The sequence below is a fragment of the Streptomyces himastatinicus ATCC 53653 genome (assembly GCF_000158915.1).
Classification (GTDB): Bacteria; Actinomycetota; Actinomycetes; order Streptomycetales; family Streptomycetaceae; genus Streptomyces; species Streptomyces himastatinicus.
Genome location: NZ_GG657754.1, coordinates 7,512,874 through 7,518,993, shown reverse-complemented (window position 1 = coordinate 7,518,993; position 6,120 = coordinate 7,512,874). Strand labels below are relative to the sequence as shown.

At 72.2% G+C, this 6,120-nt stretch carries 6 protein-coding genes; 3 read left to right on the top strand and 3 right to left on the bottom strand.

Annotated elements, in window-relative coordinates:
- Nucleotides 1–283: 283 nt before the first annotated feature.
- Together SSOG_RS31865 and SSOG_RS31860 are read left to right on the top strand one after the other, a co-directional pair.
- Nucleotides 284–1,294: an LLM class F420-dependent oxidoreductase gene (locus SSOG_RS31865; RefSeq protein ID WP_009718383.1), complete on the top strand. Its 1,011-nt coding sequence runs from the start codon at nucleotides 284–286 to the stop codon at nucleotides 1,292–1,294.
- A 37-nt stretch (nucleotides 1,295–1,331) separates the two neighbouring features.
- Nucleotides 1,332–1,625: a hypothetical protein gene (locus tag SSOG_RS31860; RefSeq protein WP_009718382.1), complete on the top strand. Its 294-nt coding sequence runs from the start codon at nucleotides 1,332–1,334 to the stop codon at nucleotides 1,623–1,625.
- Nucleotides 1,626–1,670: 45 nt separating this feature from the next.
- Here SSOG_RS31860 and SSOG_RS31855 read toward each other — a convergent pair whose 3' ends face one another.
- From SSOG_RS31855 to SSOG_RS31845, 3 genes are all read right to left on the bottom strand, one after another.
- Entirely contained in the window at nucleotides 1,671–2,771 is a 1,101-nt protein-coding gene (locus tag SSOG_RS31855; protein WP_009718381.1) for a prenyltransferase/squalene oxidase repeat-containing protein, read from the bottom strand.
- Complete coding sequence (locus SSOG_RS31850; protein WP_009718380.1) at nucleotides 2,768–3,505, bottom strand: class I SAM-dependent methyltransferase; 738 nt, start codon at nucleotides 3,503–3,505, stop codon at nucleotides 2,768–2,770. The genes SSOG_RS31855 and SSOG_RS31850 overlap by 4 nt, the downstream gene beginning before the upstream one ends.
- A gap of 67 nt (nucleotides 3,506–3,572) precedes the next feature.
- The gene (locus tag SSOG_RS31845) at nucleotides 3,573–4,979 is read right to left on the bottom strand and encodes a glycosyltransferase family 4 protein (RefSeq protein WP_039939172.1); all 1,407 of its coding nucleotides are present in this window, start codon (nucleotides 4,977–4,979) and stop codon (nucleotides 3,573–3,575) included.
- Between the two features lie 416 nt (nucleotides 4,980–5,395).
- Here SSOG_RS31845 and SSOG_RS31840 point away from each other — a divergent pair, with 416 nt between their 5' ends.
- Entirely contained in the window at nucleotides 5,396–6,010 is a 615-nt protein-coding gene (locus SSOG_RS31840; RefSeq protein ID WP_039939170.1) for a TetR family transcriptional regulator, read from the top strand.
- The last annotated feature ends 110 nt before the right edge of the window (nucleotides 6,011–6,120 follow it).

Sequence of the window (6,120 nt, the reverse complement as noted above, 5' to 3'; positions counted from 1 at the left end):
GTCGAGCACCATCGCCGAACTGGCCCCCGGCACCTGGTACCTGGCGGTCGAGCAGCGCGGTCAGGCGCTCGTCGCGCAGACCCAGGACGGGCGCCGCGGCGTCCTCCAGGACACCACGGGCATCCAGCGCGGCTGACACAGCGCGACTGACGCAGCACAGCTGACACGGCCCCTCGCCCCCTCCACGGGGGCGGGGGGCCGTTGCCATGTGCGCACCCGGGCCGTACAGTCCAGGCGGCACACGGCCTGACATGACGTCAGAGAACGTCAGAGAGGGGTTGTCATGCGGCTCGGCCTGGCGCTCGGCTACTGGGGCCGCGGCCCCGACCCCCGCCATCCGGAACTCGCCCGGCAGGCCGAGGAGCTGGGCTACGACTCCGTCTGGACCGCCGAGTCCTGGGGCTCGGACGCCTTCACCCCGCTCACCTGGATCGCCGCCCACACCTCCCGCCTCAGGCTCGGCACGGCGATCGCGCAGATGGCCGCGCGCACCCCCACCGCCACCGCGATGCAGGCGCTCACCCTCGACCACCTCTCCGGCGGGCGCATGATGCTCGGCCTCGGGCTGTCGGGTCCGCAGGTCGTGGAGGGCTGGTACGGGCGGCCGTTCCCCACGAGCCCGCTCACCGCCACCCGGGAGTACGTCGACGTCATCCGGCAGGTGCTGCGCCGCGAGGGGCCCGTACGGCTCGACGGGCGCTATCACGCGCATCCGTACGCCGGTCCTGACGCCACCGGCCTCGGTAAACCGCTCAAGCCCATCGTCCACCCGCTCCGCCCCCACCTCCCGGTGCTGCTCGGCGCCGAGGGGCCCAAGAACATCGCCCAGACCGTGCGCATCGCCGACGGCTGGCTCCCGCTGTACTGGTCGCCGCAGCGGACCCCGCTGTACGAGACGGCCCTGGCCGAGGCGCCCGACGGCTTCATGGTGGCGCCGATGGCCCAGGCGCGGGTGTGCGACGACATCGCGGAGGGGCTGCGGCCGGTGAAGGCGATGCTCGGCTTCTACATCGGCGGCATGGGCCACGCGGCCCGCAACTTCCACGCCGATCTGATGGCCCGCATGGGCTACGAGGACGAAGCGCGCCGGGTCCAAGAACTCTTCCTCGCGGGCCGCCGCGACGAGGCGATCGCGGCCGTACCGGACGCGTTCGCCGACGAGGTGTCCCTGATCGGCCCGCGCGAGCGCATCGCGGAGCGTCTCGAGCTGTGGCGCAAGGGCCCGGTGACGGACCTGCTGGTGATCGCGCCGGACCCGGAGACGCTGCGGGTGCTGGCGGAATTGAACACCTGAGTGGTTTGGGACGGACCACCGGGGCAACACGTCCGGCATGTCCCGAAATTATCGCTACGGAAACAACCAGGCGGCGACCGTCGTGATGGTCGTCGCGGACATCACCGCCGTGATCCTCGGTCTGTGGATTCTCTTCGCCCTCCTGGACGCCAACCCCGCCAACGACCTCGTGTCCGTGGTCCGCGACGCGGCGGGCTGGCTCGCGGGCTGGTCCCACGACCTGTTCACGATGGATACGGACTGGCTGCGGACGGTCCTCAACTACGGTCTGCCCGCCGTGGTCTACCTGTTCATCGGCCACGCCGTGGCGGGCCGCATCCGCCGCGGCTGAGGCCCGTACGCTGAGCCCCCCGTACGCTCCCCCCCGTACAGCCGCCTAGCCGCAGCAGTCCGAGTCCAGCCCCCGCGGCAGGTGCTCGCCGCCGAAGACGGCCGTGGTCGCCTCGTCACCGCCCAGCGCGGCCACGGCCAGCAGCAGCGAGCCCGCGGTCCAGGTGGTGCGCTCCTCGGGCCAGATGGCGTCGTCCTCGTAGACGTACCCCGTCCAGTACATCCCGTCGTCCGCGCGCAGCCGCCGCTGGATCCAGCGCAGGATCTCCACCGCGCGGTCCGACTCCCCCATCACCCAGAGCGCCAGGGCGAGTTCGCAAGACTCGCCGCCGGTGACCCAGGGGTTGGGGGCGACGCAGCGGATGCCGAGGCCGGGGACGACGAAGCGGTCCCAGCCCTCCTTGATGCGGGCGGTGGCGGCGGGACCGGTGAGGGCGCCGGCGAGGACCGGGTAGTACCAGTCCATCGAGTAGCGGTTCTTGTCGAGGAAGCGCTCGGGGTGGTGGCGTATCGCGTGCCCGAGCACCCCCGCCGACAGCTCCCAGTCCGGCTGCGGGTCCTCGCGGTGTTCGGCGATGGCGAGCGCGCAGCGCAGGGCCTGGTAGATGGAGGAGGAGCCGGTGAGCAGGGCGTCCGGGTCGACGGTGCCGTCGGCCTTGCGCCGCCAGCCGATCTGGCCGCCGCTCTGCTGGAGCCCCAGCACGAATTCGACGGCGGCGACGACGGTCGGCCACATCCGGTCGAGGAACGTGTCGTCGCCGGTGGCCAGGTAGTGGTGCCAGACGCCGACGGCCACGTACGCGCAGAAGTTGGTCTCGCGGGCGCGGTCGGTGGGGGCGTCGGCGGCCACCCCGGCCGGGGTGTCGGGATAGGCGGCGTACCAGGAGCCGTCGGGGTTCTGATGGGCGGCGAGCCAGCGGTACGCGGCCTCGGCGCGCTCGTGCTCGCCCGCCGCGTCGAGCGCCATGGCCGCCTCGACGTGGTCCCACGGGTCGAGGTGGTGACCGCGGAACCACGGGATGGCGCCGTCCGCGCGCTGGACAGCGGCGATGCCCTCGACGGTGCGCAGCGCCTCGTCGGCGGTGAGGACGCCGGGCAGCGTCAGCCGTTCGGTACGGGGGCCGGGGCGCGGGCCGCGCGCCGTCACGCCTGGTCCTCGCTGCTCGGCGCGTGGGGCTTGGTCGCGTACGCCACGAAGCTCTTGCCGATCAGCGGGTTGAGCGCCTGTTCGGCGAGCCGCGTGGCCAGCGGCTTCTTCATGATGTCCCAGACCAGCAGCTTGTGGTACGCGCGCACCGGCAGCGCCTGATCGTTGTCGACGCCGAAGGCGCACTTGAGCCACCAGTACGGGCTGTGCAGACCGTGGGCGTGATGGGTGCCGTACGGCCGCAGCCCGGCCTCGCGCATCCGCTCCAGGAGTTCGTCCCCGCGGTAGATGCGGATGTGGCCGCCCTCCACCTCGTGGTACGCGTCGGACAGGGCCCAGCACACCTTCTCGGGCCCGTAGCGCGGCACGGTGACGGCGATCCGGCCGCCGGGCCGCAGCACCCGCACCATCTCGGCGAGCACGCCCTTGTCGTCGGGTATGTGCTCCATCACCTCGGAGATGATGACGACGTCGAAGCTGTCGTCCGGGAACGGCAGGGCCAGCGCGTCGCCCTCCATGGCGGTGGCGGTGGCCCCGGCGGGCGCCTCACCGGCCTCCTTCATGGCGGCGAACCACTTCGCGACCTCGCGTATCTCCTCGCCGTTGCGGTCGAGCGCGACGACCCGCGCACCGCGCCGGTAGCACTCGAAGGCATGGCGTCCGGCGCCGCAGCCCAGATCGAGGACGCGATCGCCGGCGGCGAGCGGGAAGCGGGAGAAATCGACGGTCAGCACGGGGGTCTGCTTTCGTCCGGCGGGGTCGTGGGTCGGGTCGAAGCCAGGTGGGGGCAGGTGGGGGCGCTCAGCGCACGGCCCGGGCGCGGGCGGCGCGGGACCCTGTTGCCCGGGCCTGGGCGCCGATCGCCGCGCGGTAGTGCTCGACGGTGCCGCGGGCGGCCTGCTCCCAGGTGAAGCGGCGCAGCACCCGCTCCCGTCCGGCGGCGCCGAGGCGCCTGCGCAGGTCCGCGTCGGCGAACAGCCGGTTCAGGGCGGTGGCCAGCGCGCCCGCGTCACCGGGCGGCACCGCGAGGCAGGTCTCGCCGTCCGTGCCCGCGACCTCGGGGATCGCGCCGCCGGTGGTGGCGACCAGCGGGGTGCCGGTGGCCATGGCCTCGGCGGCGGGCAGCGAGAACCCCTCGTACAGCGAGGGCACACAGGCGATCTGGGCGCCGCGGATGAGGTCGACCAGCTCGGGGTCGCTGATGCCCTTGACGAACTCGACGGCACCCTCGAGCCCGTAGCGGGCCATGGCGGCGGCCACCGGCCCCTCCTCGGGGCGCTTGCCGACAACCACGAGGTGGGCGTCCGGGTTGTCGGCGCGGACCTTCGCGAGCGCCTCGACGAGGTGGACAAGACCCTTGAGCGGTACGTCGGCGCTGGAGGTGGTCACGATCCGCCCGGGGACCACCGGCACTGCGGGGTCGGGCGCGAACAGTTCGGTGTCCGCGCCGATGTGGACGACGTGCACGCGCCCCGGCCGGACGCCGAGGTGCTGGACGATCTCCCGGCGCGAGGAGCCGGAGACGGTGAGCACCGAGGGCAGCCGCCGGGCCACCCGCTTCTGCATGCGTGTGAAGCCGTACCAGCGCTGTACGGAGAGGCGGCGCTTCCAGCCTTCGGCGGCGTCCAGCTCCAACTGGCGGTCCACGGTGATCGGGTGGTGGATGGTGGTCACCAGCGGGAAGCCGGTGCGCTCCATGCCCAGCAGCCCGTAGCCGAGGGTCTGGTTGTCGTGGACGACGTCGAACGCGCCGCGCCGGGCGGCCAGATGGCGGCGGGCGCGCAGGCTGAACGTGAGCGGTTCGGGGAAGCCGCCGGTCCACATGGTGGCGACCTCCAGCGCGTCGACCCAGTCCCGGTACTCCGCGATCCCGGGGTTACGGAACGGATCGGGCTGGCGGTAGAGGTCGAGGCTGGGCAGCCGGGTGAGGGTGACGCCGTCCTCGGCGTCGAGGACCGGGTACGGCTGGGCGCCGATCACCTCGACGGTGTGGCCGAGCCGGGCGAGTTCGCGGGAGAGATGGCGTACGTAGACGCCCTGGCCTCCGCAGAACGGGTTCCCCTTGTAGCTCAGCAGCGCGATGCGCAACGGCCGGTCGCCGCCCTGGGCCCGGTCCTCAGCGGGGGCGGGGGGACCGTCCTCCGCGGGGGCGGGGGGCCCGGTCCGAAGCGGGTCGACTCCGGTCTCCTGCGCGGCCTCTGCGGTCACTCGCGCCCCCTCCTTGATGCACTTCAGCGGGAGCGTAGCCGCTCACGATTATCTAGAACAAGTTTCACTAAAGGATCCCCCAGAAGTCTCGAAGATACCTGGCGAACCCGTCGCCCCCGGCGCCGGGACGGGTGATTCCTACCACTCGGTAGCCCCTTGGGTGCGACACCCCCGACCGAGGTGCGGCCATATCCACGCGAGCCCGGCAAACGCCCATGCACCGACCGGCGATCGGCGCGTCACGCGCCACCGGGTGACCACCCGCCTCAACTGCACAGACGGCGGACGGTGGGCTCGAGCGACACGCGACCCTAGAACGAGTTTCACTGACTCGCGCCCCTAGGCCGACCCTGCCATCATGCACGGTGTCCGTTTGTCAACCGCAGCGCAGACACTATGCACCCGAAGTGAGACAAATGACCGCAGAAGTCAAGCCGGCCTCCTTGCAGCTGACCGAGCGGCAGGAGGCGCGCCGCCGGCGCATCCTGCACGCCAGCGCCCGGCTGGCCAGCCGCGGCGGCTTCGACGCGGTCCAGATGCGCGAGGTGGCCGAGCACTCCAGCGTGGCGCTCGGCACCCTCTACCGCTACTTCCCGTCCAAGGTCCATCTGCTGGTCGCCACCATGCAGGACCAGTTGCAGCACATGCACGAGACGCTGCGCAAGCGCCCGCCGACCGAGGAGGATCCGGCCACCCGGGTCGCCCAGACCCTGATGCGCGCCTTCCGCGCGCTCCAGCGCGAACCCCATCTGGCGGACGCGATGGTGCGGGCCCTCACCTTCGCCGACCGCTCGGTGAGCCCCGAAGTGGACATGGTCTCCCGGCTCACCACCGCGATCATCCTCGACGCGATGGGCCTGGAGGGCCCGCCGACGGCCGAGCAACTGTCCGCCGTGCGGGTCATCGAGCACACCTGGCACTCGGCGCTGATCACCTGGCTGTCGGGGCGGGCCTCGATCGCCCAGGTCAAAATCGACATCGAGACGGTCTGCCGACTGATCGATCTGACGGCCCCGACCGAGCACCCCTGACCGGCGCACGATGGGCGCGGTGGGGGCGCAGACGGCGCACGATGTATCTCAAGGGCGCGCGGGGGCAGCAAGATGTGCGCCTGCGCGCCCCCCTTTGGCTTAAATTTCGC

Bases quoted from the DNA above. Each gene is read 5' to 3' on its own strand.
- SSOG_RS31865 (WP_009718383.1), top strand. From the start codon at position 284: ATGCGGCTCGGCCTGGCGCTCGGCTACTGGGGCCGCGGCCCCGACCCC.
- SSOG_RS31860 (WP_009718382.1), top strand. From the start codon at position 1,332: ATGTCCCGAAATTATCGCTACGGAAACAACCAGGCGGCGACCGTCGTG.
- SSOG_RS31840 (WP_039939170.1), top strand. From the start codon at position 5,396: ATGACCGCAGAAGTCAAGCCGGCCTCCTTGCAGCTGACCGAGCGGCAG.